Genomic DNA, 25465 nt, shown 5'->3' on the forward strand with positions numbered 1-25465 from the left:
AAGTTGTTCAATATGACAAAAAATCACTATGACGTTTTAGTCGTCGGTGGCGGAATTTCAGGTGCGGCTCTATTTTACGAGCTTGCAAGATACACGGATATTAAGCGTATCGCGCTGGTTGAAAAATATGAAAAATTGGCAAAGCTTAATTCTGCCGGAACGTCAAACTCTCAAACGATTCACTGCGGTGACATCGAGACAAACTATACTCTAGAAAAAGCGAAAAAAGTCAAAGAAACGGCGAGTATGGTCGCAAAATATTGCCTTCAATACGGTCATGAAGGAAAGTTTTTATTTGCACACCAAAAAATGGCAATCGGCGTAGGCGATACCGAAGTGGCGTATATGCAAAAACGTTACGAAGAGTTTAAAGAGTTGTATCCGTATTTGGAAGTGTTCGATAAAGAAAAATTGGCGAAAATCGAGCCGAAATTGATCTTCGACGAAAACGGTAAAGAACGACCGGAAAGCATTATAGGCGTAGGCGTAGAAGGCGGCGAGTACAGTACGGTCGATTTTGGCGCAATGACGGAAAGTTTGGTCGAAGAGGCACAAAAAATCGAAGGAAAAGTTGCGGACGTATACTTAAATGCGCAAGTGACGAATATCACGAAACTCGGCGATATGTTTGTCGTGATGACCAAAGACCATACTTTTACGGCGGATTTTGTTGTCGTGAACGCCGGAGCACATTCGCTTTATTTGGCGCATCAGATGGGATTCGGACTGGATTTTGCGTGTTTACCGGTTGCGGGAAGTTTTTACTTGACGAAACAAAAGATGCTCAACGGTAAAGTTTATATGGTTCAAAATCCAAAGCTTCCGTTTGCCGCATTACACGGCGACCCTGACGTTTTAGCCGGTGGCTGTACGCGTTTTGGTCCAACGGCGCTGGTTTTGCCGAAATTGGAGCGTTACACGGGCGGTACGTATCTTGATTTTTGGCAAACGTTGCAATTTGACGGAAAAGTCGCAAAAGTGTTCTACGATTTGCTCAAAGATAGCGATATTAGAAACTATATTTTCCGTAACTTTTTATTTGAAGTGCCTTATTTCAATAAAGGGCTTTTCTTAAAAGATGCGCGAAAAATCGTTCCTTCGTTGCAATTAGACGAAATTGAATACGCGAAGAATTTCGGCGGCGTACGACCGCAGGTCATCAACAAAAAAGAACAAAAGTTAATGTTAGGCGAAGCGAGCATTAATCCCGGTATCGGCATTATTTTCAACATGACGCCAAGCCCCGGAGCGACGAGCTGTTTAGGCAATGCCCGTCGGGACGTTAAACTGGTATGTGAACATCTCGGTCGTACGTTTAACGAAGCCTTGTTTCGACAAGAGTTATTAGACTAAAAATCTTCGAGGGCATAACGCCCTCGGAAAGTTGCGCATGAATCCACTCGATCTTTACGCCAAAATTGAACCTTTCATCGGTTTTTACGACCAATATGAAATTCTCTATAAAACGTACCTTCGGTATTTAAGCTCTTATTCTATCGGTTCGGTTTTAGATGTGGGATGCGGGAACGGAAAGTTTTTAAAGCATCTTTTAGAGCGACACATCGATGCGGAAGGGATCGATCGGAGTGCTTCTATGATTCAGCGTGCCAACGAGATCGGCGTTCGAGCATCGTGTAAAGAGTTGGAGGATTTTGAAGCGGAATGTTTTGACTGCGTTACGGCGGTCGCGGACGTGCTCAATTACATACCGCCCAAAGAGTTGGCGGGTTTTTTTCACGCGATTAATCGCGTGTTAAAACCCAAAGGCTATTTTGTGTGCGACGTCAATACTTTGTACGGATTTGAAGCCGTTGCGGAGGGCGTGATGCGCTTTGAAAACGAAACGCAGTTTTTATGCATCGAAGCCAATTATGCCGACAAAGAGCTTTTAACGCATATCGCATTTTTTGAAAAAGAGGGCGAGCTTTACCGTAAACACAGCGGTCAAATCCGGCAATATTTTCACACGCTCGGCGAACTCAAAAAACAAGAAGGGTTTCGATTGGAGACAACCGAAGCCCTGAAACTTTTTGGCGATTCACCCGATAAGACCTTGTTAGTGTATCGGAAACGTTAAGCTAAATCTTGCAAAAACGTACCGAGCATCGTATTTTGCTGATCGAGCTTATCTTCCGCTTGCATTTTTTCTTGAAGTTGTTTTCGGTAGGCGTCGAGCATATCGTCAAGGCTCATCAACGCATCTTCGCGGGCTTTGCCCGTAAGCGGCGGTTGCGTGGATTCTCCTAGACCTAATTTTTCAGTAAGTTCCGCTTTCTTTTCTTCGATTAATTTCTCAATTTTTTCAAAATTGTAGTCTTGGTAGAATGCAAGAGCACCTTTTGTTTTTAGATCTTCCAGAAACGTTTCAACCGCAGGATCCCTCTGCGTCGTCTCGGAATCTTTGATCGTCGAGGCTTCATTATCGGTTGAAAATTTGGCTTTAATTTCGTCGGCGAGTGTTTGTGCAAACGAGCTCGCATCTTCCAGACCGTTTTTAACGCGTGTCGTCGTCGAATCAAGAAGCGACTGATACGTTTTTTTCGTTTGGTCGTCAATCATCATCGTTTACTCCTTGTCGTGAGGTAATAAGTACAAGCAAAAATGATTCCTATGTTACAATACGTTTACCAATTGAACAAGGAACGATGATGTTAAAAATCCGTCAAGCAACGATTGAAGATTGCGATAAACTCGTAACGTTACTTCTACAACTTTTCGAGCAAGAGACCGAGTTCATCCCGAATCGATCTTTACATGTTAAAGGGCTTGAAAGCATATTACGCGATGGTTCGGTCGGCGTTATTCTCGTAGCCGAAAACGAAAAAAGCATCATCGCAATGGTCAGTCTTTTATGGAGTATCAGTACGGCGTTAGGTGCTAAGGTCGCGTGGCTGGAAGATATGGTCGTCGATAACGCGTTTCGTTCCGAAGGTATCGGTTCTGTTTTAATCCATGAAGCGATTGCGTACGCGCGAAGCGTCGGATGCCGTCGTATAACGCTCTTAACGGACGGGGATAATATACCGGCGCGTCGTTTTTATGAGAAATACGGCTTTCAAGCCTCGTCGATGCAACCGTTTCGATTGCTCTTAAGTGACGTTTCTTGTTAAAAAAAGGCAAAAACGCTACTATAGTATTCGGAAAAAATAAAGGATTGACGTGAAAAGGTTTGTGTACGGTATGCTCGTAACGGTATCGTTGGTATGGGCACAATCTTCCAAAACGGTTACGCCGGAGGAAGCTATGCTTGCGTATCAAGAAGTCGTTAAAAAACTAAAAGACGAATTTGTTCAACCGATTGACGAAAAAAGATTGATGGACAGTTGTTTGGAGGGTATGGTTAATAGCGTTGATAAAAACGGACGCTATTTTAACGAAGAAGAGTACGAAACGCTCTATTTAAGCAATACGCCCGTAGCGGGCGTCGGGCTTTTTTTGGCGCAAAAACGACATCATATTTTTGTTAAGTCCGTCGTCGAACACTCTCCGGCGTATAAGGCCGCTTTGCAAAAAGGCGATGAAATTATTCAGGTCGGCTCCTATTTGGTACGTGATCTCAATTTTGAAGAGGTGATTGCCGAGCTAAGGGGTGCTCCCAACAGCAAAGTGAAAATAACGTTTTTAAAGCCCAATACGACAAAGCCCGTGGAAGTAACGCTCACGCGTAAAGAGGTGAATATTAACGTGGTTACGTCGTTAATGTACGAAGGAGATATCGCATACGTCAAAGTCAGTTCGTTTATGCAAGAAGGCTTCGGCGAAATGCTTGAAGATATACGTTATCTCTACGATGCACAAGAACAGCGGATTAAAGGGATGGTATTGGATTTACGGGATAATCCGGGCGGCAATCTCAATATCGGTTTAGCGGTTACGGGACTGTTTTTGGAGAACGACAAACTTATTTTAAACGTTAAAAGTCGCAACAAAGACGACAAACGCTACTATAAAAACCGTTTAGAAGAGTATGAAATGAGCGATTATGCGGAAAAAATCGAAAAACTCTCGTTTTTAAAGACGGTACCTCTGATTGTTTTGGTCAATCGTGACTCCGCAGGCGGTGCGGAAATCGTTGCGTCGGTTTTACAAGAGTATCAACGAGCAAAAGTCATCGGAACGCCGACATACGGAAAAGATACGTTTGCGACGCTTTTCCCTTTGAGTAGTCGTGTCTCGGCAGTAAAATTTGCGACGGCTCGTTGGAGTACGCCCAAGGGAAAAAGCGTTTGGCCAAGCGGTGTCGTTCCGAATATCGAAGTCAAACCGAGCAACGACGCTTCGGAAGATAACGTCTTAGACCAGGCCTTAAGTATTTTGCATCAAAAATAACGAAAATCGCTCAATGCTGTATTTTGGAAGAGTGGTGATTCGAAGCTTATTTGGTGATAAACATGTAAAACGGTTTGTTACTAAGTTGCATGTCGATCCATACGCCGTTGGTTCCGGTAGAGGCATTGAGGGCGACGTTAGGCGATAGATAGGTTTTAGGTAGCTCAAATAGAACTTTGATCTGTTTTGTCGAGAAAATCGTTTTTGCCGAACCCGTGATAATATTGCAAAATTCGGCGACGCCGTCCGTGATTGCGGCGGTATCGTCGCCGTTGACATGTTCTCCTAGCATAGCCTCCAAAGCCGCAACGGCAAGTTCTCTTGGAAAAACTAAAAAGAATGTACCGCTGACGTCGCCTTTAAATTTCATTGCCGCGATAATGACCTGTGCCGGAATTTTCTCGTTAAAAGGGCGAATTTCGTGCTTGATTTTTTGTGCTTCCAATCCGGTAATCGTGACCAAGGTATTGACGGCGGTATCGATAAAAACGGGTAAGTTGACAATCAATTGCTTTGAAAGCGATAAATTGGGAATTGAGGGAGCGGAACTTGCTTTTTTAACTACCGTATGCGTAATGGTCATATCGTATTTTTTTGCCATCGCTTTTAGTTTAAAGTCTTCGGCATCGTAAGCATGTACGACGCTGTAGCCTAATTTCGTCAGTTCGGAAGAAATTTTATCGGCGTTGTCTTTATCGGTATCGAAGAGAAGAACGCAGAGTTCTTTTTTAAACGACGAAGGATTGAAAAATAAAATAGCGACATTAACGTTTTGAAAAAGTTGAACCGCCGTATCGGCACTCATTTGTTTGAGATGTTCAAAAGACTCTTTTTTATAATCGCCTAAAGCCGTCGGGATATTTAGGGCTTGCGAAAGTTTTTCCAACACTTTAATCAGGTGCCCGAAGGATGCATTTTGCGTAGAGGGAGCATTTTTTAAAGAGATATAGATGCCCTTAATCCCTTTTTCTTTTAAAAGGGCATTTTGGCTGACGATCGTATTGAACAAAACCGTATTTCGGCTCTCCAATACCGCTTCGTTATAGTCGACGATAAAAATAGCATGTTGAATCGTATGTGTCATGATGTTGTGTTCGCATTAAAGAAATGAGATGAATTTAAAACGCAAAGATAGTACCATAGAAAGCTTTTAATTTTATTGAAACAATCTGACGCTATAATTAAAATCATACAAAACAACAAGGAGGCATCGAACGTCATGAATACGTCGTTTGAAGACATCGATGCCGCAATAAGACGCTATGTCGAAGATGAAATCGCGCATGAAATTACCCAAGAATTAGAAGATTTGATCTTCTTTTCAAGTTATACGGTTAACTTTGACGTTTTTCAAAAAGCAACGCACAAACTTAAAAAAATGGCACGGCACCAAGAGGGATACGGCGAACACGTTTGGCGAGCAGATGCTCACAAACTAATAACACGTTACGGCCTAGACGTCGCGATACCGAGCGAACGCTATGCTTACATGTTAAAATTATTGCTGCAGGCGCAAATTCAAATCAACGAGTCGGTGATACGCCATTTTAAATATTTATGCCAAAGAGCCCATTCTCTAGAATACCTCCAAACACGTACCGAAGCGATTTATCGACTTTTGTTTGACGAGAAGGCATGTTCAAATCTTCAGCATGTTTTTTAGGTACGATGAACCCTTCTCGTGATATAATTTTGTAACAATCTCAAAGTACAATAGAACTTATTTTAACGAAGGAAAAAAGATGGATAAAAAGACAAAAATCCTCGCAACCGTGGGACCGGCCAGTGACAGCGTAGAAATTTTAGAAGGTATGATTAAAGCCGGCGTGAACGTTTTTCGTCTTAATTTTAGTCACGGAAGCCATGAATACCATGCGGGAACCTTAGCCAAAATACGAGAAGCCGAGGCTAACGTCGGCAAAAAGATCGGCGTATTGCAAGATATTTGCGGCCCAAAAATCCGCGTCGGAAAGCTCGAAGACGATTTTTATTTAGAAACGGGTGACAAGCTTTATTTTACGAAAGAGCAAATCGTCGGCAAGAAAACTGCCGAACACGGTTATACGTTATGCATTAATCAACCGCAAATTTTAGACATGCTTCAAGTGGACGAGTATATTTACCTCTATGACGGCAATATTCGCGCTAAAGTCATCGAAATCGGTGAGCATATCGTCACGGAAATCGAAAACAACGGAAAGCTCTCTTCCAATAAAGGGGTCAATTTCCCCAATACGGTCATTAACATCGAAGTCATTACGCCCAAAGACGAAGCCGACCTTGCATGGGGTGCGCAAAACGGTGTGGATTTTGTAGCCGTTTCTTTCGTACAAAGTGCTAAAGATATTTTACATGCTCGCAGGATTTTAAAAGAGCATAAATCACGCGCGCACCTTTTCGCAAAAATCGAAAAATTCGACGCGGTGGAAAAAATCGACGAGATTTTAGAGGTCAGCGACGGCATTATGGTCGCACGCGGCGATTTGGGAATCGAAGTTCCGTATTACAAAGTACCGAGTATCCAAAAGAGATTGATCGCAAAAGCCAATGCGGCGTCAAAACCCGTCATTACCGCAACGCAAATGTTGCTTTCTATGGCGGAAAAAGAGATGGCGACGCGTGCGGAAATCAGCGACGTTGCCAATGCCGTTTTAGACGGAACCGACGCCGTGATGCTTTCCGAAGAGAGTGCTATCGGTAAAAATCCGATTCACGTCGTTGAGGTTATGGCCAATACGATTCGTGAAACGGAAGCGATTTATCCCTACAGCAAATTTGAAATGTATCCGTTCTTGGATGAAACCGATATTATCTCTTCATCTACGGCACGCCTTGCCGATCGCTTGGGTGTAGAAGCGATGATTTCGCTGACGAGTTCGGGTAAATCGGCCAAAAAATTGGCGCGTTATCGCATTCGTGCCGATATTTATGCCGTAACGCACGATGAGAGAACGGCGCGTTCTTTGACGATCGCATGGGGTATTAAACCCATTATGAACATTGAAGCGAGCAACTTAAATATGATGCTCGGAAAGACGCTTCAAAAAGGAATCGAAAGAGGTTTAATCAACAAAGACAAAACCTATATCGTTACCGCAGGTTATCCGGCGGGCGTCGAGGGTAGCACGAACTTTATTCGTATTTTAAAACGCGAGCAGATTGAGTACTACACCGATATGGTTTTATAAGCTTAAGAGAGTTTTATATTGGCTTAAAGGTTTTTTAGATAAAATCCAAGCCTTAAAATAAATCTCTCCCAAGAAGGACATACGCATGTATGCAATCATTAAAAATGGCGGGAAGCAGTATAAAGTTCAAGAAGGCGACTATTTAAATGTCGACAAACTTGACGCTCAGCCACAAGAGAAAGTAGTTGTGACGGAAGTTCTTGCCGTCAATAACGGTGAACTGAAAGTGGGAAATCCATTCGTCAGCGGTGCGGAAGTAGAATTGGTCGTTGTAACTGAAGGTAAAGACAAAAAAGTCATTACGTTCAAAAAACGTAGAAGAAAAGACTCTAAAGTAAAACGCGGTTTTAGAAGACAGTATAGCAGAGTCAAAGTTGTAAGCATTAAAGCTTAACTTACACACGACGCAATAAAGATTAGGAGTAATCAATGGCTCACAAGAAAGGTCAAGGTAGTACCCAAAATAACAGAGATTCAGCAGGTCGAAGACTCGGCGTTAAAAAATTCGGCGGCGAGTTTGTCCGTGCGGGAAATATCATTATTCGCCAACGCGGAACAAAAGTACATGTAGGAAACAACGTCGGTATCGGCACGGATCATACGATTTATGCGTTAATCGACGGTTATGTTCAATTCCAACGTAAAGACAAAACACGCAACAAAGTTTCCGTTATCCCCGCTAGCTTATAATTCATCCGGTGAAGCGTTTAGCTTCACCGCTTTTCTTCTTTCATAAAAATGAATGACGTTACCTCTTGTGATTATCATCGTTTACGCTTACATGTAATGATCAGAGGTATACTGACGAACTTACTATACAAAAGGTTTGACGATGTTTATCGATAATGTACTACTGACTTTAAGCTCCGGAAAGGGCGGGCCGGGTTGTATCTCGTTCCGTAGGGAAAAACACGTGATCCAAGGCGGGCCTGACGGCGGTGACGGCGGACGCGGAGGGAACGTCTATTTTCAAATCGATCGCAACACGCACACGCTTTCGCATTTTCGCACCAATCAACATCTAAAAGCCAAAAACGGCGAACAAGGCATGGGGCGCAAAATGTACGGAAAATCCGGCGAGCATTTAGTCTTAAGCGTACCCCCAGGAACACAAATTATCGATGCCGAAACGGGCGAGATTTTACTTGACATGTTAGATCAAGACGAAAAACAATTGTTTCTAGAAGGCGGGCTAGGCGGATTGGGAAATACCCACTTTAAAAGCTCGACCAACCAACGCCCCGAATTTGCGCAACAAGGACGCCCCGGCGTTACCCGTAACGTTCGTTTGGAATTGAAATTGATCGCCGATGTTGGATTGGTCGGATTTCCGAACGTCGGAAAATCAACCCTGATTTCGGTACTTTCCAATGCACAGCCTGAAATTGCCAATTACGAATTTACGACCTTGACGCCAAAACTAGGCGTCGTCGTAACCGAAGATTACCGTTCGTACGTAATGGCGGATATTCCGGGGATTATCGAGGGAGCAAGCGAAGGTAAAGGTCTTGGAATAGACTTTTTGCGTCATATCGAACGTACGCAGTTTTTACTGTTTATGATCGATCTAGCCAATTACCGCGATTTAAAAGAGCAATATTTTACCCTCAAAGAAGAGTTGGAAAAATTTTCCGAAGAACTCTCTTCCCGAAATTTTGCGATTGCATTGACGCGTTGCGATACGATGAGCGTGGAAGAAGTTAATGAAAAAGTCGATTCTTTTTTGAGTTTATTGCGCTTAGAGCCCAACAGGGGTGCGGATAAATACAAAGTACGTGAAGATTTACATGCGTATGCTCAAGACGTTTATGAAAGAGACGCCGCATTGCCGTTTTTCGTGATGCCGATCTCTTCCGTTTCAAAAATAAATATCGATGCGGTGAAATACGCATTATCAGATGTTATAACAAAGGTTCGTGATGAAAAGAGTCGTCGTTAAGGTCGGTACGCACGTACTAAGCGAAAACAATCGCTTATGTAAAGAGCGCATTTTAAATTTAGTCGAGTTTTTAGTCGCTTTAATGCAAAAATATGAAGTCATTTTGGTCTCTTCGGGAGCCGTTGCGGCAGGGCATTCTCTTTTAAAATTGGATAAAAACCTTTTGCACAATCGCCAAGCCATCGCCGCGGTCGGGCAGCCGCAATTGATGGCGACGTACAACAAAAAATTGGAAAAATTCGGTAAAAACGGTGCTCAGCTTTTGCTCACGGCGGATGATTTTGACTCGAGAAAACGCTGCTATCACGCCAAGTGTACGATCGATACGCTCCTTCAAAACGGCATTTTACCCATCATTAACGAAAACGACGCTACGGCAACCGAAGAGTTGGTCTTCGGCGATAACGATCAACTCTCTTCGCGCGTTGCATACTATTTCGGAGCCGACATGTTAGTATTACTTTCCGACATCGACGGCTATTACGATAAAGATCCGCATCAATACGAAGACGCAAAAATGCGAAAAGTCGTACACGCGATTGAACCTTCCGAGCTGGAAGTTGAAAAAGCGGCACATTACGCTTTTGCTACCGGCGGCATCGCCACCAAACTGAAAGCCGCCCACTTTTTATTGGAACACCGAAAATCGATGTTTATCGCCAGCGGTTTTGATTTGAGCGACGTGAAAAGCTTTATGCTTGAGGGCGTCCATAAAGGCGGAACACTCTTTACATGTGAAAACCGTTAAATCAAAGTGAATTTTTTCACTTTGATAGGTTTGGAACCGAAGCATGTATGTGAAGAATGAACCTATGCGAAGGAATACAATGCGAATTGTTTTTATGGGAACGCCTGCATATGCGACACGAATTTTAGAAGCATTGATGCAAGCTATCGAGCATGACGTTGTTTTATTGGTTACGCAAGAAGACAAACCCGTGGGACGTAAACAAATTTTGACGCCTCCGGATACGAAAGCATGGGCGCAAGAGCATTTTCCAAATCTTGAAGTTTATCAACCCAAACACCTAAGAAACGACGAAACGGTCTCTAAAATTGCCGCTTGTCGTGCGGATTTTATCATCGTCGCGGCGTACGGACAAATTTTACCCGCATCGATTTTAGCGTTGGCTCCGTGTATTAATCTGCACGCATCGCTTCTTCCTAAATACCGAGGCGCAAGCCCGATTCAATCTACTTTGTTAGCCGACGAAACTTATGCGGGCGTGACGTCGATGCTGATGGAAGAGGGGCTTGATACGGGAGCGATGCTCGGATTTTCATACTTACATGTTAAACCAGACGATACATCAGAACAGCTCTTTGAAGCGTTATCGGATGCGGCGGCGTCTTTAACGCTAAAGACGTTAGCCCATTTTGAAAAACTCCACCCTTGGAAACAAGTCGATGCCGCTATGACGCATTGCCGCAAAATCAAAAAAGAAGACGGTTTAGTTTCATGGCAGGAAAAAGCGCAAACGCTGATGTGCAAATACCGGGCGTTTACGCCTTGGCCGGGGATTTATCTGGCATCGGGATTGAAACTGACGGAGCTTTCGTTAATCGACGCGGCAGGCAAAAACTCTCGCATCGGGTGCATTGAGCGCATTACGAACGAAGGCATTGTCGTAGGGTGTACCCAAGGTTCGCTTTTGATTTCAAAAGTGCAACCCTCTTCCAAAAACGCAATGCCTGTTTTGGACTATATTCGCGGAAAAAGGCTGACATGTGGTGATTCAATGGTTTGAGCGTATCGATTCGACGCACCGTTATTTGATCTCTAAACTTCGCGAAGGTACACTTCTTGCACCTTATGCGATCGGTGCCGTTGAGCAAACAGACGGTATCGGGAGTCGAGGCAATGCGTGGCAAGGCGGCAAAGGAAACTTTTTTTTCTCCTTTTGTGTAGAAGAGAAACAGTTACCCGAAGATTTACCGCTTGCTTCCGTTTCCATCTATTTTTCTTCTTTAGTGAAGCATATTTTGGAAGAACAAGGCTCGCATGTATGGTTAAAATGGCCGAATGATTTTTATCGGAGCGAGAAAAAAATCGGCGGATTGATTACGACGAAAATCGCCGGTACGATCGTCGGTTCAATAGGCCTGAATATCAGCTATGCACCCGAAAATTTTGATGTTTTAGACATCGATATCGCACCTCAAATTCTGGCTGAACGTTTGATGCAAGAGGTTGAGAAAAAAATATCGTGGAAGAAAGTTTTTAGTAAATATAAGATAGAATTTGACAAAAATCGAAAGTTTTCTTTCCATTTAGACGGCAAATTGGTCTCTTTGAACGATGCGGTATTGTGTGATGATGGCTCTATCGAGCTAGAAAATAAAAAGGTGTATAGTTTACGATGAGTGAGATTATAGCGATAGCAAATCAAAAAGGCGGCGTGGGTAAAACGACGACCGCTATTAATTTGGCTGCCTCTTTAGCCGTTGCCGAAAAGCGCGTGTTGTTGATCGATATTGACCCTCAAGCCAATGCTACGACGGGGCTCGGTTTTCACAGAAGTGACTACGAGTACAATATCTATCATGTTCTAATCGGCCGAAAGCGACTCTCGCAAGTCATATTGGAAACTTCGCTTTCGACGTTACATGTCGCACCCTCCAACATTGGGCTTGTGGGTGTCGAAAAAGAGTTTTACGATAACAACACCAAGGGTAGAGAGCTTATTTTGAAAAATAAAATCGAAGAGATCAGCGATCAGTACGATTATATCATCATCGATTCGCCGCCGGCATTAGGAAGCATTACGATCAATGCTTTAAGTGCCGCCAATTCCGTTATTATTCCGATTCAATGCGAATTTTTCGCATTGGAAGGTTTAGCGCAATTGCTCAATACCGTGAAATTAATTAAAAAAACCATTAACCCTACGCTTGAAATCAAAGGGTTTTTACCAACGATGTACAGTACGCAAAATAATCTTTCGAAGCAGGTTTTTGCCGACTTGAAAGAACACTTTAAAAGTAAACTGTTCGTCGACAAAGAGAACGCTTCATACGTCGTTATTCCGCGTAATATTAAGTTGGCGGAATCTCCGAGTTTCGGTAAACCGATTATCTTATACGACGTCGAATCTCCCGGCTCCAAAGCGTATCAAACGCTCGCCAATTCGATTTTAGTGAGTTAATATGAGCAGTGCGAAGAAAGTTTTAGGTCGAGGGCTGAGTGCTATTATTGAAGACGTTGAAGAGGCGTATAAGCAAGATATCGAACAGGCGAAAGATTTAGTTCGCGAAATCGATATCGAACGTATTACGCCCAATCCGTATCAACCGAGAACCCATTTTAACGAGGTCGCTCTCAAAGAACTCAGCGAATCGATCAAACGCCACGGTTTATTGCAACCGATTATCGTCGTGGCAAAAGACGATGCTTACATGTTACTCGCAGGAGAACGTCGTTTACGCGCTAGCAAATTAGCGGGCTTGACGAAAATTAAGGCGATCGTTGCCGATATCGAGTCTAAAAACCTCCGCGAATTGGCACTGATCGAAAATATCCAAAGAGAAGATTTAAATCCTGTCGAGTTAGCCATTGCGTATAAAGAGCTGATCGAAGAGTATAAGATTACGCAAGAGGGTCTTTCGGAAATTATTCATAAAAGTCGTACTCAAATTACCAACACGATTCGTCTGCTCAGTTTGAGCGAACAAACCAAAAAATACCTCTCTGAAGGTATTTTGTCGCAAGGGCATGCCAAAGTCTTGGTCGGACTCGATAGCAAAGACGAAGCGACGATCGTCAATACGATCTTGGGACAAAAACTAAGCGTTCGCGAAGCCGAAGCGTTAATTAAAAAATTGAAAAACGGCGAAGAGACGGTTGTGGCAGCAAAGAGTGTTCGTAGTGTTCCCGAAGAACTACAAACGCTTCAAAAACGATTGGACGAACTAGGTTTTAAGACCGTCGCAAAAAATAATAGCATTACGATTCATTTTAATAACGGCAAAGCAATTGATACCTTTTTTGAATTTTTAAAATAATTGAATTAGTTTTTGGCCTTAATTTAATAAACTATTTTCCTTGGCTGTGATAAAATTCGCGCAGATTTTACCGTGGCCGCTTGATAGATAGCAAAAAATCTACAAAAATGAGACTGATCTCGAACTTAAAGGAGCAAGAAATATGTTGGATATTATCCCGGCGCTATTACTGACGACCGGAACTGTATTTTTAGTTTTGTTGGTGATTTTGAACAAAACTCTCTACAAACCCCTTTTAGAATTTATCGACAATCGCAATAATTCTATTAATCGTGATTTAGAGAATGCAGGGAAAAATGCCAGTGACGTTGTCGCATATTACCAAGAAATCGAAAGCATTTTATCCGAAGCCAAAATCGAAGCGGCAAAGATAAGAGAAGCCGCGTTGAGCGAAGCAAAAGAAAAAGCCCTCAAACGTATCGAGCAAAAAAAGAGCGATCTTGACGTCGAAAACGCAACGTTTTTGAAAACGCTTGAAACGGAAAAAGAAGAATTCAAAGCAGGCTTATTAGCACAAAAAGCTCTTTTCAAAGAGACGATTGCCGCTAAATTGAGTCATATCTAAGGAGAAAAGATGTTCAAATATCTTTTAATGTGTGTTGCTCCGATAGCGCTTTTGGCAAGTGGAGGCGCGCATAGTGGCTCGACCGATATTATCCCTAGAGCGATTAACTTTTTGATTTTTGCCGCTATTTTATACTACTATATTGCCGAGCCGGCAAAACAGTGGTATTTAGGACGCAAAAACGAGATAGCGGACAAATTAGACTCGATTCAAGTCAAACTTAAAGAGTCTCACAGTAAAAAAGAGACGGCTTTGGCAAAAGTCGAAGAAGCGAAAGTCAATGCCAAAGCATTGATCGAGACGGCAAAAAAAGAAGCGGTTCTTTTAAGTGAAAAAGTATCTCTCGAAGCTGATCAAGAGATCACAAATCTTGAAAAAGCGTTTCAAGATCGCACGACGATTGAACGACGCAAAATGCAACGCGTTATCGTCAGTGAAATTTTAGACGAAGTGTTCCAAGAGGGCTCTATTTCTCTGGATAATAACGAAATCGTCAAAATCGTTAGTAAAAAGGTTGCCTAATGAGTGGAGCAATAGCAAAAAAATACGTTAACGCTTTAATCGGTAGTTGTAACGATGCGGAATTGGTCGAAATCACGACTTCTTTGGTTCAGCTAGAAGCGGCGTTTCATTTGGAAAAATTTAATCATATTATTCTCTCTCCGGATGTCAATGCGCAGGCAAAAGAGTCGTTGGTACTCTCTTTGGTTGAGAACGGTAGCGACAAATTGAAAAACTTCATGAAGATCGTCAGTCGTAACGACCGTTTGAGCCTTATCCCTTTAATGGCGAAAGAACTTAAATATCAACTCTCTTTAAAAAACAATACTTATGAAGGCAAAATCTTAACGAACTTTGCGGTTAGCCCTTCTCAAGTAGGAGAGTTGGAATCAAATTTCAGTAAAAAATTTAATGCAACAATCAAATTAGCGGCACAACAAGAACAATATCCTGGCATTAAAATAGAGTTAGACGATCTTGGGGTTGAAGTAAGCTTTTCGTTAGAGCGTTTGAGAGCTCAAATGACAGAGCATATTTTAAAAGCAATTTAAATCCAAAATAAAGAATATAGATAAAAGAAAGTGAAGGAGTAGTTTGTGGGAGCAAAAATGAAAGCTGATGAAATCAGTTCTATCATTAAAGAACGTATCGAAAACTTTGAACTTAATGTCGATATCGAGGAGACGGGAAAAGTTATTTCCGTTGCCGACGGTGTTGCTAACGTTTACGGTTTAAAAAATGTTATGGCTGGTGAAATGGTCGAGTTTGAGAGCGGCGAAAGAGGTATGGCTCTTAACCTTGAAGAATCAAGCGTCGGTATCGTTATTCTCGGTAGCGGTAGCGAAATTAAAGAAGGCTCTTCCGTTAAACGTTTAGGAAAACTTTTACGCGTTCCCGTCGGTGAAGCACTCGTCGGACGCGTTGTCAACGCATTAGGCGATCCTATCGACGCCAAAGGACCGATTGCAACGACGGAAACTCGATTCGTCGAAGAAAAAGCACACGGTATTATGGCACGTAAATCAGTTCATGAACCTCTTCAAACGGGTATTAAAGCGATTGATGCCCTTGTTCCGATCGGACGAGGACAAAGAGAGTTAATTATCGGCGATAGACAAACCGGTAAAACGACGATTGCCGTCGATACGATTATTAACCAAAAAGGTCAAGACGTTATTTGTATTTACGTTGCGATCGGACAAAAACAATCAACCGTAGCGCAAGTCGTTAAAAAATTAGAGGAACACGGTGCTATGGCGTACACGATCGTTGTTAACGCAAGTGCTTCCGAATCTGCAGCAATGCAATTCTTGGCACCGTATGCGGGCGTTTCAATGGGCGAATACTTTAGAGATAGTGCACGCCACGCATTGATTATTTACGATGACCTTTCAAAACATGCGGTTGCTTACCGTGAAATGTCTTTGATTTTACGCCGTCCTCCGGGTCGTGAAGCGTATCCCGGCGACGTTTTCTATCTCCACTCTCGTTTGTTGGAACGAGCGGCAAAAGTCAATGATGAACTCGGTGCGGGTTCTTTAACGGCGCTTCCGATTATTGAGACGCAAGCGGGTGACGTATCGGCATACATTCCTACGAACGTTATTTCGATTACGGACGGTCAAATTTTCTTGGAATCGGATCTCTTTAACTCCGGTATTCGTCCCGCAATCAACGTCGGTCTTTCCGTATCACGCGTCGGCGGTGCGGCTCAAATTAAAGCGACGAAACAAGTTGCTGGTACGTTAAGACTCGATCTTGCCCAATACCGCGAGCTTCAAGCGTTTGCGCAATTTGCAAGCGATCTTGACGAATCAAGTCGTAAACAATTGGAACGCGGTCAAAGAATGGTGGAAGTTTTAAAACAACCTCCATATGCACCGATTGCCGTTGAAAAGCAAATTTTGATTATCTTTGCCGGTGCAAAAGGTTATCTTGATAGCATCGATCTTAAATCTGTCGGTCGTTTCGAAGCGGAACTTAATTCTTACGTCGAAGCAAAATACCCTGAAATTTTTGAACAACTCAAAGCAAAAAAAGCTATCGATAAAGAGTTAGAAGAACTATTACATAAGGCATTAGGCGAGTTCAAAGCGACGTTTGCAGTCAAGTAAGGATAAGCTATGGCAAACCTTAAAGAAATAAAACGAAAAATCAAGAGTGTTCAAAATACTCAAAAGACAACGCGTGCTATGAAGCTCGTTTCAACGGCAAAGTTGAAACGAGCGGAAATGGCCGCTAAGCAATCTCGTGTTTATGCGATTAAAATTAACGAAGTCCTCTCTGAGATAGCGTATAAAATTAATCAATATAAAAACGGTGCGGTTGAAAGTCGTTTTTTTGATAAAGATGAAACACCTAAAGTCGTTGACGTGATTTTTGTAACGGCGGACAAGGGTTTGTGCGGCGGTTTTAATATTCAAACAATTAAAGCGGTTCGTAAACTTTTGAGTGAGTATGAGGAACAAAAGATAACGGTTCGTTTGCATGCCGTAGGTCGTAAAGGTATCGCTTTTTTTAATTTCCAAGGGATTGAATTACACACTTCGTATGCCGGAGTAAGCTCGTCTCCAAGTTATGAGAAAGCGCAAGAAATTGTTCAAAAAGCGATTCAAGATTTTATCGATAAAAAAACGGATAAAGTGATTTTAGTGCATAACGGATATAAAAATATGATTTCGCAAGAGCTCAAAGTGGTTGACGTCGTTCCAGTCGATTCACCGCTTGAAGTTCTTGAAACAAACTCTCTCATGGAATTAGAACCTGATGAGAGCGGAGAAGAAATTTTAGATTCGTTGTTACAAAAATACTTTGAGTATAACATGTACTATGCATTGATCGATTCATTAGCGGCAGAACATAGTGCTAGAATGCAAGCAATGGAAAATGCAACCAATAACGCCAAAGAGCGCGTTAACGTTTTGACGTTAGCGTACAATAAAGCACGACAAGAGTCTATTACCACTGAACTTATCGAAATTATCAGTGGTGTAGAATCTATGAAATAAATTGTTTTGTGAAAAAATATAAGGAGAATATTCAATGAATGGATTAATTAGCCAGGTTATGGGTCCAGTTGTTGACGTCGATTTTAATGGCTACCTTCCAAAAATCAATGAAGCGATTGAAGTAAATTTTGATGTTGAAGGCAAGAAACAAAAATTAATTCTTGAAGTAGCGGCACATTTAGGCGACAACAGAGTTCGAACAATTGCGATGGATATGAGTGAAGGTTTAACGCGAGGTCTTGAAGTTAAAGCACTCGGCAATCCTATCCAAGTTCCGGTAGGCGAGGAAGTTTTAGGACGTATTTTTAATGTTGTCGGTGATATTATCGATCAAGGACCCGAAGTTACATGTAAAACAAAATGGTCGATTCACAGAGAACCGCCTAAATTTGAAGAGCAAAGTACCAAATCGGAAATTTTTGAAACGGGTATTAAAGTCGTTGACCTTCTTGCACCATATGCTAAAGGCGGTAAAGTCGGACTTTTCGGCGGTGCCGGTGTCGGTAAAACCGTTATTATTATGGAATTGATTCACAATGTTGCCTTTAAACACAGCGGTTATTCCGTATTTGCAGGCGTAGGTGAAAGAACCCGTGAAGGGAACGATCTTTACCACGAAATGAAAGAATCGAACGTTTTGGATAAAGTTGCACTTTGCTACGGACAAATGAGTGAACCGCCGGGAGCACGTAACCGTATCGCGCTTACGGGTCTTACGATGGCTGAATATTTCCGTGACGAAATGGGGCTAGACGTTTTGATGTTTATCGATAATATCTTCCGTTTCTCCCAATCAGGTGCAGAGATGTCCGCACTTCTTGGCCGTATCCCTTCAGCCGTTGGTTACCAACCGACCCTAGCAAGTGAAATGGGTAAATTCCAAGAGAGAATCACATCGACGAAAAAAGGTTCAATTACCTCCGTACAAGCGGTTTACGTCCCAGCGGACGACTTGACCGATCCAGCTCCTGCAACGGTTTTTGCCCACTTAGACGCTAAAACCGTTTTGAACCGTTCTATCGCGGAAAAAGGTATTTATCCTGCGGTTGATCCTTTGGATTCCAGTTCACGTATGTTAAGCCCTGAAATTCTAGGTGAAGAGCATTATACGGTTTCTCGCGGTGTTCAAGCGGTACTTCAAAAGTACAAAGACCTTCAAGATATTATCGCGATTCTCGGTATGGACGAACTTAGCGAAGAAGACAAAGTAACGGTTGCACGTGCTCGTAAGATCGAGAGATTTTTATCGCAACCTTTCTTCGTTGCCGAAGTTTTTACGGGAAGCCCCGGAAAATACGTTACGCTTGAAGAGTCTATCGCCGGATTTAAAGGTATCTTAGAAGGCAAATACGACGATTTACCGGAGGCCGCTTTTTATATGGTCGGCGGTATCGAAGAAGTCATAGAGAAAGCTGCAAAATTAAAAAGCTAAGAAGCAAGGTTAAATTATGAACACATTAAAATTAGAAATTGTGACTCCAGAAGGTCAAATTTTTTCTAACGATGTAAAAAGTGTTACGCTTCCGGGAAAAGAGGGTGAGTTTGGAGTTCTTCCAAACCACGCTTCTTTAGTAACGCTTTTGCAAGCGGGCGTGATTGATATTGAGCTTAAAGACGGCAATCACGACATCGTAGCTATTAACTGGGGACACAGTAAAGTCGATGAAAATTCGGTAACGGTTTTAGCCGACGGTGCTGTTTCTATCGGTGGAAGCACGGAAAGCGAAGTTGCCAAATCTTTGGAAGCGGCAAAAGCCCTTCTTAAGAGTATCAGTGATTCCGATGTTGCTATTGCTATTGCGACGGCAAAAATGGAATCTTTTGCTAAAACGAGGAAATTTTAAGACGAATGTCAGCTTTTGAATTGTTTGTGAACTTTGCCGCGAGAAGCGGCTTTTTCACATGGGTGATTATGATTTGGTTATCGATTTATTTTATTATAACATTTGGAATCTTATTCAGTCGCTATCTTTATTTAGGATATTGGCTATCGATTGAAAAGAGTTCGCTTGAATCTATGCTTATGGGTGCAAAAAACGTTCGCGACGACTCTATCTTGCGAAAATGTTCTAATGCCTCGGGTGCTTCGGAAAAACTTTTAAATGTTTGTAAAAATGTTGCGGAAAAGAATGCCACAAGCGGCTTATGGATGCTTTCTATTATTGCCTCGACAGCACCTTTTATCGGACTTTTCGGTACAGTTGTCTCTATTTTGCAAACGTTTAGCGGGTTGGGACAATCGGGAAGTGCATCTTTAGGCGTTATAGCACCCGCAATTAGCGAGGCACTCGTCGCAACCGCTACAGGTATTTTCGTAGCGATTCCGGCATACAGCGCCAACCTCTTTTTACGTCGTAAAGCATATGAAGTGATTGTTTACGTGCAACGAGAAGTCGATATATTACTCTCGGCACATGAAACGAAACGAGATAGCTAATGATGAGCCAACTTGACGAAGTGCCTGAGCTTAATATCACGCCTCTCGTTGATATTATGCTGGTGCTTCTTGCTATTTTGATGGTAACGACTCCGGCGTTGGTCTATGAAGAGATGATTAAACTTCCAGACGGTAGCAAATCGTCCGTTGTTAGCAAAATGCCGGAGCTTGAGATTCGTGTCACTAAAGATAAAAAAGTGTTTATTAAAAGTGAAAGCTTTATGCTTGCAGAATTTGCGGATAGCTTTATGATGCAAAAAAGTAAATATCCTCTTAAAAGCATTGTTTATATAAAAGCCGATGAGGGCCTTTCATATAAAGATGTTATGTTTGTACTTAAGACGATTAAACAAGCCGGATTTACGAATGTTTCATTAGAAACGAACGGATAGTTCTGTGTCTAGCGTGAACAAATATGCCTCCGTAGGGTGGATAATGTCCATCCTTCTCTATGTGTTTTTACTTCTGGTGCTCGGTTATATTCTGGCGACTCAGCATCCGACCATTAAAAACTATACTTCGAACAAAAATCCTATCAATATTGCTTTAGTCGAACGTAAAAAGAACGATTCTGAAAAACCGAAAGAAGAGCGAAAAAAAGAAGAAGTAGAAAAACCGGTTGAAAAACCGCAAGAAAAACCGGTTGAAGAGAAAAAAGTTGTGGCTTCTTCTCCAAAAGAAGCTGTCAAAAGTCAATCGCTTCGAGGATTGTTTGAAGATATTAACACCTCAAAATTGCCGCCGGACGCCAAAGAACAAAAAAAAGATCAAAAACAACCGACGCGTATCAAACCTAATAAAGTAGAAGAGACAAAAGAAAAAAGTGAAAATGTTGCTTCTAAAATTGCAAATTCTCTTAATTTCGCAGAGCAAAAACATCTTACCGATATGAATAAAGGGGGCGAATACGATCCTTTTATCGGCAAAGTACAAGAAATATTGGAAGAGAATTGGCAAAAGACGGTTGATACGGAAAACGGTAATGTTGCTAAAGTTATCGTCAAAATTAGTAATACCGGTACTTTTAGTTATAAAATAGTTTCGTTAGCTTATAATAACGAGTTCAATACGAAGCTTAAAGAGTTCCTTAAAGCTATGGAAAGTACGGTTTTTCCAAAATACGAAAAGGGACCTTTGTTTGAGATGCAAGTAGAATTTAAAGATATGCTGGAGTAATTACATGTTAAAACAAATGATAGTATGGCTATGTACGGCCTTATTCGTTTTTGCGGCCGATGCGACGGTAGAGGTTGTCAAAAAAATCGATGTTTTGCCCAAAGTTGCCGTGCAAGACGCCAGTGCGAAAACAATCGATAGTGAAATGAGAAGAAGTTTTTATAAACTGATAGCCAATGACTTACGCGTCAGTAGCCATTTTAATGTTTTAGACGAATATTTGCAAAGCAGTTATGAGGGCGGTCCTCTTGAGAATTTTTTAGCGGATAAAAAAGTAGATATGATCGTTCGTTTTAGCATTGTTCAAGACACCGCTAATTTGGCCGTTAACGTTAAATTGATTAATGCGAGAACGGGAAGCACGACATTTGAAAAAGCGTATAATTTAAGTGATAAAAAACGTTATCCGTTTTTGGCACATCGAGTCGTGATAGATGTAAACGACCAAACCGGTTCGCCGTCGATTGCATGGATGGAACAATCGGTTATTTTTGCAAAATATACGGATGCGAAGAAAAGTGAAATCGTTATATCCGACTATACGCTTAACTATCAAAAAGTTATGGTATCGGGCGGCTTGAATGTTTTCCCGAAATGGGCGAATAAAGAGCAAAGTGCTTTTTTCTATACCTCCTATAGTGGGGCAGAACCGACAATTTATAAATTTGATTTACGAACGGGAAGTCGATCCAATATTATTTCCAGCCCCGGTATGATTGTATGTTCTGATGTTTCCCAAGACGGCAATAAACTTTTATTAACGATGGCACCTAAAGATCAGCCTGATATTTATCTCTACGATTTGAGAACCAAGAAAATTCAAAAAATAACGGAGTATTCGGGCATAGACGTCAACGGCAATTTTATCGACAATGATACGCGTATTGCCTTTGTCTCCGACCGTTTAGGTAACCCTGACATTTTTGCACAAGGTCTTAACGATAAAAGTTTTGAAAAACTTGTCTATCACGGAAAAAATAAAAATTCGATTTCAACATACGATAATTATATTGTGTATTCCAGCAGGGAAGCAGACAGCGAGTTCGGTCGAAATACCTTTAATCTTTACTTGATTTCGACAAAAACGGACTATTTACGTCAATTAACGGCAACAGGTGAAAATTTATATCCGCGTTTTGCGAAAGATCCTGATACAATTATGTTTATAAAACAGTTTGGAAATCAGAGTGCATTGGGGATAATTCGCCTTAGTGCTAACAAAACGTATCAGTTTGCATTGAAAACTGGTAAATTACAGTCGTTAGACTGGTGATTTTTTAAAAAAAATATGCTATAATTCCGAAGTTTTTAAAATTGAACTTTTACAAAGGATCTAATAATGGGTAAATTAGCTTTAACAAGCTTAGCGGTAGCGGTTTTGGTTTTAACAGGTTGTAGCCAAAAAAGTCCAGAAGTCGATATGACTAAAAGCTCTGGCGACACAAAAGGTGCAGCAGTTAACGACGGTATGAGTGCTCTTCAAAAATTGATTGCTTCTTTAGAGGCTAACTCTAAAAAAATCTATTTTGATTTTGACAAATACAACATCAGAAAAGATCAACAAGCAAACATCGATGCAAATGCTGCATTGTTCAATTCAGCTGAAGCTAAAAGCTTTTCAATCAAAGTCGAAGGTAACTGCGACGAATTCGGTACAGACGAATACAACTACGCACTTGGTCTTAAAAGAGCAAAAAGCGTTAAAGACGGTTTAGTTGCTAAAGGTATGGTTGCAGACAGAATTACCGTTGTTAGTTACGGTGAGAGCAATCCTGCGTGCAGCGAGCACAACAAAGATTGTTGGGCACAAAACAGAAGAGCAGAATTCAAAGTACTTCCATAATTTCTGCTTGAATGAAAAAACAGATTCTTTTATATTCGCTAGCACTACTACCCGTAGTAGCGCTAGCGAGCGAACCCTCCGCTTTCGGAAGTTATGATTCCTCTTCTAGCCCAAGTGCTACTTCTAGTTCTTCGGTGAACAACTCAACATATAGTATTACGTCTTCCGATGTTGTAACTCCTTCTAATACGCAAAGAACGGAAAAGACAGCTCCGACACCTTCTTCATCAAAGTCTACTGCTGTCTTTAGCGGCAATAATAATGCTAATAATGCGGAACAATATGAAATTTTGCGCTCTGTCATGGATAGCTATGAAACGAAAATTGCCAAACAAGATGAGCGTATACGCAAGCTTGAAGAAGAAAATCAAAAGCTTCAAGGCATTAAAGAGTATGTGGAAGAGAGTCGAAGAATTCAAAATGAAAATCAGGAAAAAATTAAAACCGTCGTCAGCGAATTGGGCTCTTTAATTGATTCTATTAATAAAAATTACGTTCCGAAAGAAAAATTTGATCAGTTAGCCAATGAAGTACACGGTAATAAATCCTCTTCAAAGGTGACGCCTGCAGCCAATGAGTCTTCTAAAAAAGAGGCTTCAAACGATGCGGCGGCTGCTGTTTCTGCGAAAGCATTAGCGGGCAAAGATAGTGCGACGTTGCTCAAAGAAGCCGACGATTTGTATGCAAAAAAATCTTATAACGATGCACAAACTTATTACAAAGAATTGCTCAATAGGAATTATAAGCCGGCAAAAGTCAATTTTACGCTAGGCGAAATTGCATATACCCAAAAAGCCTATTCTGGTGCGATCGAATACTACAAAGCAAGCATTGCCTTGCATGACAAAGCCGCTTATATACCGACTTTATTGTATCACACGGGTTCTTCTTTCGATAAACTCGGCAAAGGTAAAGAAGCGCAAAGTTTTTATAAAGCACTGAAAGAAAACTATCCTACCTCTCCTGAAGCAAAAAGCGTCAAATAACGTTTTTTTAATCAATTCATTGTTTAAAAAATAACCTATTCGTCTACTCTTCTAAGGGCATATAAAACTAATTTATGCTACAATCAGCCGTTATTAGAATTAAGGGAGAAATTATGAGTATTCAAGATAATCAAGTAGTCTCAATTCATTATGAACTAAAAAGTGTTGATAATGGCGAGATTTTGGATAGTAACCTTCAAGGTGCCCCCCTTTCTTTTATCGTTGGAAAAGGTCAAATTATTCCAGGGTTAGAAGAAAAAATTAAAGGTTTAAAAGCCGGCGAGAGTGCTAACATAGAAGTTGCTGCAGCCGATGCATACGGTGTTTACGATGAAAATGCCGTTCAAACGCTCCCAAAAGAGCAATTCGCAGGACTTGAACTAAACGTCGGTATGACGCTTTATGGACAAGGTGAACACGGCGAAACGGTACAAGTGATTGTGAAAAGTTTTAACGACGAAACCGTAGAAATTGATTTTAATCACCCTTTAGCGGGACAAGACCTTTTATTTGCAATTACCGTAGCAGAAGTCAGAGAGGCAACTGCCGATGAATTAGCAAACGGTTACGTCGGTCAAGCGCACAGCTGCGGATGCGGTTCCGGCGGATGCGGTTCTCATGACCACGATGACGATGAATGTTGCGGCGGCCACGGTCATGAACACGGCGAAGGCGGATGCTGCGGCGGTGAAAGTCACTCTCACGGTGGCGGTTGTTGTGGATCGCACTAACTTTATAGCAAAATCTAGAGCCTCCATGGAGGCTCTTAAATCTGCAAATTTACTCAAAAGCGTCACCATTAACGCCCTTATTCTCGGTGAAAAAGGTGTAGGGAAACAGACACTAGCGCAACATATCATTGCGGCTCCCGTTGTCGATGCGACCTCTTTTAACGAGTTGTTAGCTTTAATCGAAACGCATTCGAGCCTTATTGTAAAAAACTTTCATAAAATAACCAATTATAAAAAATTAAAAGTGGCACTAGACGTCCATAAAACACGTATTATCGGTACATCGAACGTGATACTCAGCGAGACGCTCATGGACGAATTTTTTAGCCTCAAAATCGTTTTACCGCCTTTAAGAGAACGTCTTGAAGACGTGACTGCCCTGATTGAAAAATTTGCGCTTGAAGCGCAGGCGACTTTTGACGGCGAAGCAAGCGAAATGCCTATCTTAGAAGAGATCGTTCCGGATTTAAGTAAAAACTGTTACTCTCTCAAACGTTCCGTTTACAATGCCTATTTGATGAACTCTTTCGGCGAAGCGGAAATCTTGACGATGATGGAACGTTTTTTGATGCAACGCATCGGCGGTCGAAACGATTATCGCGACTTACTCTATTTATTTGACGTCCCGATGATTAAAAGCGGCTATGCTAAGTTTGGATCGCAATTGGCGATTAGCGAAAAGTTTGGACTCAATCGCAATACGCTACGAAAAAAAATAAACGACTACAAAGACCAATTAAAAATAGATTAAAAAATGAGA

The 25465-nt window shown here is 41.7% G+C and carries 31 protein-coding genes; 29 read left to right on the top strand and 2 right to left on the bottom strand.

Annotation, left to right across the window (positions count from 1 at the left end; translation table 11 throughout):
* The first annotated feature begins 12 nt into the window (after positions 1 to 12).
* Positions 13 to 1353, top strand: a complete 1341-nt coding sequence (locus OA34_RS02670; RefSeq protein WP_039672266.1) for an FAD-dependent oxidoreductase — start codon at positions 13 to 15, stop codon at positions 1351 to 1353.
* Between the two features lie 37 nt (positions 1354 to 1390).
* Entirely contained in the window at positions 1391 to 2077 is a 687-nt protein-coding gene (locus OA34_RS02675; RefSeq protein WP_039672267.1) for a class I SAM-dependent DNA methyltransferase, read from the top strand.
* Here OA34_RS02675 and OA34_RS02680 read toward each other — a convergent pair.
* Positions 2074 to 2562, bottom strand: a complete 489-nt coding sequence (locus OA34_RS02680) for a hypothetical protein (protein ID WP_039672268.1) — start codon at positions 2560 to 2562, stop codon at positions 2074 to 2076. The two genes, OA34_RS02675 and OA34_RS02680, sit on opposite strands and share 4 nt — an antisense overlap.
* 86 nt (positions 2563 to 2648) lie before the next feature.
* Between OA34_RS02680 and OA34_RS02685 the strand changes: the two genes are divergently transcribed.
* Both OA34_RS02685 and OA34_RS02690 read left to right on the top strand, forming a co-directional pair.
* Positions 2649 to 3110 carry a GNAT family N-acetyltransferase gene (locus OA34_RS02685; protein ID WP_039672269.1) on the top strand — a complete coding sequence of 154 codons (462 nt, stop codon included), beginning with the start codon at positions 2649 to 2651 and terminating at the stop codon, positions 3108 to 3110.
* Positions 3111 to 3159: 49 nt separating this feature from the next.
* Positions 3160 to 4329 (top strand): S41 family peptidase, encoded by a 1170-nt coding sequence (locus tag OA34_RS02690; protein ID WP_039672270.1) that lies wholly within the window; start codon positions 3160 to 3162, stop codon positions 4327 to 4329.
* Positions 4330 to 4375: 46 nt separating this feature from the next.
* Here the strand turns inward: OA34_RS02690 and OA34_RS02695 are convergent, their stop codons facing one another.
* Positions 4376 to 5413, bottom strand: a complete 1038-nt coding sequence (locus OA34_RS02695) for a chemotaxis protein CheX (protein ID WP_039672271.1) — start codon at positions 5411 to 5413, stop codon at positions 4376 to 4378.
* 135 nt (positions 5414 to 5548) lie between these two features.
* Between OA34_RS02695 and OA34_RS02700 the strand changes: the two genes are divergently transcribed.
* The 25 genes from OA34_RS02700 (at position 5549) to OA34_RS02820 (ending at position 25456) form a co-directional block, all read left to right on the top strand.
* Positions 5549 to 5992, top strand: coding sequence for a hypothetical protein (locus OA34_RS02700; protein ID WP_039672272.1), 444 nt, complete (start codon positions 5549 to 5551; stop codon positions 5990 to 5992).
* A gap of 79 nt (positions 5993 to 6071) precedes the next feature.
* On the top strand, positions 6072 to 7517 hold the full coding sequence (gene pyk, locus OA34_RS02705) for a pyruvate kinase (protein ID WP_039672273.1): 1446 nt from the start codon (positions 6072 to 6074) through the stop codon (positions 7515 to 7517).
* Between the two features lie 85 nt (positions 7518 to 7602).
* Positions 7603 to 7911, top strand: coding sequence for a 50S ribosomal protein L21 (gene rplU / locus OA34_RS02710; RefSeq protein WP_039672274.1), 309 nt, complete (start codon positions 7603 to 7605; stop codon positions 7909 to 7911).
* A 35-nt stretch (positions 7912 to 7946) separates the two neighbouring features.
* Positions 7947 to 8207 carry a 50S ribosomal protein L27 gene (rpmA, locus tag OA34_RS02715; protein ID WP_039672275.1) on the top strand — a complete coding sequence of 87 codons (261 nt, stop codon included), beginning with the start codon at positions 7947 to 7949 and terminating at the stop codon, positions 8205 to 8207.
* Between the two features lie 142 nt (positions 8208 to 8349).
* Entirely contained in the window at positions 8350 to 9456 is a 1107-nt protein-coding gene (obgE, locus tag OA34_RS02720) for a GTPase ObgE (RefSeq protein ID WP_039672276.1), read from the top strand.
* Positions 9437 to 10204: a glutamate 5-kinase gene (gene proB, locus OA34_RS02725; RefSeq protein WP_039672277.1), complete on the top strand. Its 768-nt coding sequence runs from the start codon at positions 9437 to 9439 to the stop codon at positions 10202 to 10204. Before obgE ends, proB begins: the two co-directional genes overlap by 20 nt.
* Positions 10205 to 10283: 79 nt before the next feature.
* Positions 10284 to 11204 (top strand): methionyl-tRNA formyltransferase, encoded by a 921-nt coding sequence (gene fmt / locus OA34_RS02730; protein WP_039672278.1) that lies wholly within the window; start codon positions 10284 to 10286, stop codon positions 11202 to 11204.
* The gene (locus OA34_RS02735; RefSeq protein WP_039672483.1) at positions 11185 to 11820 is read left to right on the top strand and encodes a biotin--[acetyl-CoA-carboxylase] ligase; all 636 of its coding nucleotides are present in this window, start codon (positions 11185 to 11187) and stop codon (positions 11818 to 11820) included. The genes fmt and OA34_RS02735 overlap by 20 nt, the downstream gene beginning before the upstream one ends.
* Positions 11817 to 12602 carry a ParA family protein gene (locus OA34_RS02740; RefSeq protein ID WP_039672279.1) on the top strand — a complete coding sequence of 262 codons (786 nt, stop codon included), beginning with the start codon at positions 11817 to 11819 and terminating at the stop codon, positions 12600 to 12602. The genes OA34_RS02735 and OA34_RS02740 overlap by 4 nt, the downstream gene beginning before the upstream one ends.
* A 1-nt stretch (position 12603) precedes the next feature.
* A complete protein-coding gene (locus OA34_RS02745) occupies positions 12604 to 13458 on the top strand; it encodes a ParB/RepB/Spo0J family partition protein (protein WP_039672280.1) in 855 nt (284 codons plus the stop codon).
* Between the two features lie 142 nt (positions 13459 to 13600).
* The gene (locus tag OA34_RS02750; protein ID WP_039672281.1) at positions 13601 to 14023 is read left to right on the top strand and encodes a F0F1 ATP synthase subunit B family protein; all 423 of its coding nucleotides are present in this window, start codon (positions 13601 to 13603) and stop codon (positions 14021 to 14023) included.
* Positions 14024 to 14032: 9 nt separating this feature from the next.
* A complete protein-coding gene (locus OA34_RS02755; RefSeq protein ID WP_039672282.1) occupies positions 14033 to 14545 on the top strand; it encodes a F0F1 ATP synthase subunit B in 513 nt (170 codons plus the stop codon).
* Positions 14545 to 15075 (top strand): F0F1 ATP synthase subunit delta, encoded by a 531-nt coding sequence (locus OA34_RS02760; RefSeq protein WP_039672283.1) that lies wholly within the window; start codon positions 14545 to 14547, stop codon positions 15073 to 15075. Before OA34_RS02755 ends, OA34_RS02760 begins: the two co-directional genes overlap by 1 nt.
* A gap of 57 nt (positions 15076 to 15132) precedes the next feature.
* Entirely contained in the window at positions 15133 to 16638 is a 1506-nt protein-coding gene (atpA, locus tag OA34_RS02765; RefSeq protein ID WP_039672485.1) for a F0F1 ATP synthase subunit alpha, read from the top strand.
* 9 nt (positions 16639 to 16647) lie between these two features.
* Positions 16648 to 17532 carry an ATP synthase F1 subunit gamma gene (atpG, locus tag OA34_RS02770; protein WP_039672284.1) on the top strand — a complete coding sequence of 295 codons (885 nt, stop codon included), beginning with the start codon at positions 16648 to 16650 and terminating at the stop codon, positions 17530 to 17532.
* 34 nt (positions 17533 to 17566) lie between these two features.
* Positions 17567 to 18964 (top strand): F0F1 ATP synthase subunit beta, encoded by a 1398-nt coding sequence (atpD, locus tag OA34_RS02775; protein ID WP_039672285.1) that lies wholly within the window; start codon positions 17567 to 17569, stop codon positions 18962 to 18964.
* Positions 18965 to 18980: 16 nt separating this feature from the next.
* Complete coding sequence (atpC, locus tag OA34_RS02780) at positions 18981 to 19376, top strand: ATP synthase F1 subunit epsilon (RefSeq protein WP_039672286.1); 396 nt, start codon at positions 18981 to 18983, stop codon at positions 19374 to 19376.
* A 5-nt stretch (positions 19377 to 19381) separates the two neighbouring features.
* Positions 19382 to 19969: a MotA/TolQ/ExbB proton channel family protein gene (locus OA34_RS02785; protein WP_039672287.1), complete on the top strand. Its 588-nt coding sequence runs from the start codon at positions 19382 to 19384 to the stop codon at positions 19967 to 19969.
* Between the two features lie 2 nt (positions 19970 to 19971).
* On the top strand, positions 19972 to 20361 hold the full coding sequence (locus tag OA34_RS02790; RefSeq protein ID WP_370695876.1) for an ExbD/TolR family protein: 390 nt from the start codon (positions 19972 to 19974) through the stop codon (positions 20359 to 20361).
* A gap of 13 nt (positions 20362 to 20374) precedes the next feature.
* Positions 20375 to 21145 carry a TonB C-terminal domain-containing protein gene (locus OA34_RS02795; RefSeq protein WP_254376632.1) on the top strand — a complete coding sequence of 257 codons (771 nt, stop codon included), beginning with the start codon at positions 20375 to 20377 and terminating at the stop codon, positions 21143 to 21145.
* Positions 21146 to 21149: 4 nt separating this feature from the next.
* Positions 21150 to 22418 carry a Tol-Pal system protein TolB gene (gene tolB, locus OA34_RS02800; RefSeq protein WP_039672290.1) on the top strand — a complete coding sequence of 423 codons (1269 nt, stop codon included), beginning with the start codon at positions 21150 to 21152 and terminating at the stop codon, positions 22416 to 22418.
* A gap of 66 nt (positions 22419 to 22484) precedes the next feature.
* Positions 22485 to 22988 (top strand): OmpA family protein, encoded by a 504-nt coding sequence (locus OA34_RS02805; RefSeq protein WP_039672291.1) that lies wholly within the window; start codon positions 22485 to 22487, stop codon positions 22986 to 22988.
* Positions 22989 to 22999: 11 nt separating this feature from the next.
* Positions 23000 to 23974, top strand: a complete 975-nt coding sequence (locus tag OA34_RS02810; protein WP_039672292.1) for a tetratricopeptide repeat protein — start codon at positions 23000 to 23002, stop codon at positions 23972 to 23974.
* 113 nt (positions 23975 to 24087) lie between these two features.
* Positions 24088 to 24705 (top strand): FKBP-type peptidyl-prolyl cis-trans isomerase, encoded by a 618-nt coding sequence (locus tag OA34_RS02815; protein ID WP_039672293.1) that lies wholly within the window; start codon positions 24088 to 24090, stop codon positions 24703 to 24705.
* Positions 24593 to 25456 (top strand): Fis family transcriptional regulator, encoded by an 864-nt coding sequence (locus OA34_RS02820; RefSeq protein ID WP_231563848.1) that lies wholly within the window; start codon positions 24593 to 24595, stop codon positions 25454 to 25456. Before OA34_RS02815 ends, OA34_RS02820 begins: the two co-directional genes overlap by 113 nt.
* Positions 25457 to 25465: the final 9 nt, after the last annotated feature.

This window comes from Sulfurospirillum sp. MES, assembly GCF_000789415.1.
Lineage (GTDB): Bacteria > Campylobacterota > Campylobacteria > Campylobacterales > Sulfurospirillaceae > Sulfurospirillum > Sulfurospirillum cavolei.

What these genes read in the sequence shown, in the direction of transcription:
- OA34_RS02670 (WP_039672266.1), top strand. Translation starts at nt 13, where the DNA reads ATGACAAAAAATCACTATGACGTTTTAGTCGTCGGTGGCGGAATTTCA.
- OA34_RS02675 (WP_039672267.1), top strand. Translation starts at nt 1,391, where the DNA reads ATGAATCCACTCGATCTTTACGCCAAAATTGAACCTTTCATCGGTTTT.
- OA34_RS02680 (WP_039672268.1), bottom strand. Translation starts at nt 2,562, where the DNA reads ATGATGATTGACGACCAAACGAAAAAAACGTATCAGTCGCTTCTTGAT.
- OA34_RS02685 (WP_039672269.1), top strand. Translation starts at nt 2,649, where the DNA reads ATGTTAAAAATCCGTCAAGCAACGATTGAAGATTGCGATAAACTCGTA.
- OA34_RS02695 (WP_039672271.1), bottom strand. Translation starts at nt 5,413, where the DNA reads ATGACACATACGATTCAACATGCTATTTTTATCGTCGACTATAACGAA.
- OA34_RS02700 (WP_039672272.1), top strand. Translation starts at nt 5,549, where the DNA reads ATGAATACGTCGTTTGAAGACATCGATGCCGCAATAAGACGCTATGTC.
- pyk (WP_039672273.1), top strand. Translation starts at nt 6,072, where the DNA reads ATGGATAAAAAGACAAAAATCCTCGCAACCGTGGGACCGGCCAGTGAC.
- rplU (WP_039672274.1), top strand. Translation starts at nt 7,603, where the DNA reads ATGTATGCAATCATTAAAAATGGCGGGAAGCAGTATAAAGTTCAAGAA.
- rpmA (WP_039672275.1), top strand. Translation starts at nt 7,947, where the DNA reads ATGGCTCACAAGAAAGGTCAAGGTAGTACCCAAAATAACAGAGATTCA.
- obgE (WP_039672276.1), top strand. Translation starts at nt 8,350, where the DNA reads ATGTTTATCGATAATGTACTACTGACTTTAAGCTCCGGAAAGGGCGGG.
- proB (WP_039672277.1), top strand. Translation starts at nt 9,437, where the DNA reads ATGAAAAGAGTCGTCGTTAAGGTCGGTACGCACGTACTAAGCGAAAAC.
- fmt (WP_039672278.1), top strand. Translation starts at nt 10,284, where the DNA reads ATGCGAATTGTTTTTATGGGAACGCCTGCATATGCGACACGAATTTTA.
- OA34_RS02740 (WP_039672279.1), top strand. Translation starts at nt 11,817, where the DNA reads ATGAGTGAGATTATAGCGATAGCAAATCAAAAAGGCGGCGTGGGTAAA.
- OA34_RS02745 (WP_039672280.1), top strand. Translation starts at nt 12,604, where the DNA reads ATGAGCAGTGCGAAGAAAGTTTTAGGTCGAGGGCTGAGTGCTATTATT.
- OA34_RS02750 (WP_039672281.1), top strand. Translation starts at nt 13,601, where the DNA reads ATGTTGGATATTATCCCGGCGCTATTACTGACGACCGGAACTGTATTT.
- OA34_RS02755 (WP_039672282.1), top strand. Translation starts at nt 14,033, where the DNA reads ATGTTCAAATATCTTTTAATGTGTGTTGCTCCGATAGCGCTTTTGGCA.
- OA34_RS02760 (WP_039672283.1), top strand. Translation starts at nt 14,545, where the DNA reads ATGAGTGGAGCAATAGCAAAAAAATACGTTAACGCTTTAATCGGTAGT.
- atpA (WP_039672485.1), top strand. Translation starts at nt 15,133, where the DNA reads ATGAAAGCTGATGAAATCAGTTCTATCATTAAAGAACGTATCGAAAAC.
- atpG (WP_039672284.1), top strand. Translation starts at nt 16,648, where the DNA reads ATGGCAAACCTTAAAGAAATAAAACGAAAAATCAAGAGTGTTCAAAAT.
- atpD (WP_039672285.1), top strand. Translation starts at nt 17,567, where the DNA reads ATGAATGGATTAATTAGCCAGGTTATGGGTCCAGTTGTTGACGTCGAT.
- atpC (WP_039672286.1), top strand. Translation starts at nt 18,981, where the DNA reads ATGAACACATTAAAATTAGAAATTGTGACTCCAGAAGGTCAAATTTTT.
- OA34_RS02785 (WP_039672287.1), top strand. Translation starts at nt 19,382, where the DNA reads ATGTCAGCTTTTGAATTGTTTGTGAACTTTGCCGCGAGAAGCGGCTTT.
- OA34_RS02790 (WP_370695876.1), top strand. Translation starts at nt 19,972, where the DNA reads ATGAGCCAACTTGACGAAGTGCCTGAGCTTAATATCACGCCTCTCGTT.
- tolB (WP_039672290.1), top strand. Translation starts at nt 21,150, where the DNA reads ATGTTAAAACAAATGATAGTATGGCTATGTACGGCCTTATTCGTTTTT.
- OA34_RS02805 (WP_039672291.1), top strand. Translation starts at nt 22,485, where the DNA reads ATGGGTAAATTAGCTTTAACAAGCTTAGCGGTAGCGGTTTTGGTTTTA.
- OA34_RS02810 (WP_039672292.1), top strand. Translation starts at nt 23,000, where the DNA reads ATGAAAAAACAGATTCTTTTATATTCGCTAGCACTACTACCCGTAGTA.
- OA34_RS02815 (WP_039672293.1), top strand. Translation starts at nt 24,088, where the DNA reads ATGAGTATTCAAGATAATCAAGTAGTCTCAATTCATTATGAACTAAAA.
- OA34_RS02820 (WP_231563848.1), top strand. Translation starts at nt 24,593, where the DNA reads ATGACCACGATGACGATGAATGTTGCGGCGGCCACGGTCATGAACACG.